Annotated in this window: 1 pseudogene; it reads left to right on the top strand. The window is 78.8% G+C overall.

Annotation, left to right across the window (positions count from 1 at the left end):
• Positions 1–146 precede the first annotated feature (146 nt).
• Positions 147–1,106: pseudogene (locus E1193_RS31420) on the top strand (cobalamin biosynthesis protein); the annotation flags it as partial.
• Between the last annotated feature and the right edge of the window lie 164 nt (positions 1,107–1,270).

Genomic DNA, 1,270 nt, shown 5'->3' with positions numbered 1-1,270 from the left:
GGCCTGAGCCGACGCACCGAAGCCGGTGACCTGCGGCGGGGGTGGATACGGGTCAGGCCGGGCAGACGTACGGACGGGGGCGGGGTGGCGACGGCCTCGTGGCCACCCCGCATACGGCTAGGCTGGCCGGCCGGAGGTGGTGACAGGTGCGTCAGGCGACCGCCGTGGCGAACGCGGCCGGGCTGGTGACGGGGTACGCGCTGGACTCGCTCCTCGGCGACCCAACCCGCTGGCACCCGGTCGCCGGGTTCGGCCGGGCGGCCGGAGCCCTGGAACGGCGGATCCACCGGCCCCACCGCTCCGCCGGGGTGGTCTTCACCTCGCTCGCCGTGGGCGCGCCGCTCCTGCTCGGCGCCGCCGCCACGGTGGCCACCCGGCGGCGTCCGCTGGCCCGCGCCCTGCTGGTGGCGGCCGGCACCTGGACCGTCCTCGGTGGGCGTACGCTGCGCCGCGAGGCCGACCTGATGGGGGCGGCCCTGCGCGGTGGCGACCTGCCGGCGGCCCGACGCCGGCTGAGTCACCTCTGCGGGCGGGATCCGTCCACCCTCGGGGAGTCGGAGCTGGCCCGGGCCACCGTCGAGTCGGTCGCCGAGAACACCTCCGACGCCGTGGTGGCACCCCTGCTCTGGGGGGCGGTCGCCGGGCTGCCCGGCCTGCTCGGCTACCGCGCCGCCAACACCCTCGACGCCATGGTGGGCCACCGCTCGCCCCGGTACGCCCGGTTCGGCACCCCCGCGGCCCGCCTCGACGACGTGCTCAACCTGGTGCCCGCCCGGTTGACCGGCCTGCTCACCATCGCCGTGGCCCCGCTCGCCGACGGTGACCGCAACCGGGCCTGGCGGATCTGGCGACGCGACCGCAACGACCATCCCAGCCCGAACGCCGGGCAGTGCGAGGCGGCGATGGCCGGCGCCCTCGGTGTCCGGCTCGGTGGCCGCAACGTCTACTTCGGCCGTTCCGAGGTGCGTCCCTACCTCGGCGACGGGCCCCGCCCCGAGGCGCGGCACCTGCGGCGGGCCGCCCGGATCTCCGGCGTGGTCGGGCTCGCCGCCCTGGCGATCGCGGCGGTCTGGCCGGTCACCGGAGGGCGGCTGGCCGGCGCCGCACGGCGGCACGGGCTGCGCCGGCTGCATGGGCTACGGGGACCGTGCGGCCGGCGCGGGCTGCCTCAGCCGCTTGCGCCGGGTGGGCCACGTGGGGCGGCCGGCGGCGCGCCGGGCAGGCACGTCCCCGCCAGCCGGGGGTCCGGGACGGGCGCGGACCGGGGGAG

Source organism: Micromonospora sp. KC606 (genome assembly GCF_004348675.1).
GTDB lineage: Bacteria > Actinomycetota > Actinomycetes > Mycobacteriales > Micromonosporaceae > Micromonospora.
This window is presented reverse-complemented; position numbering and strand designations above follow the sequence as displayed.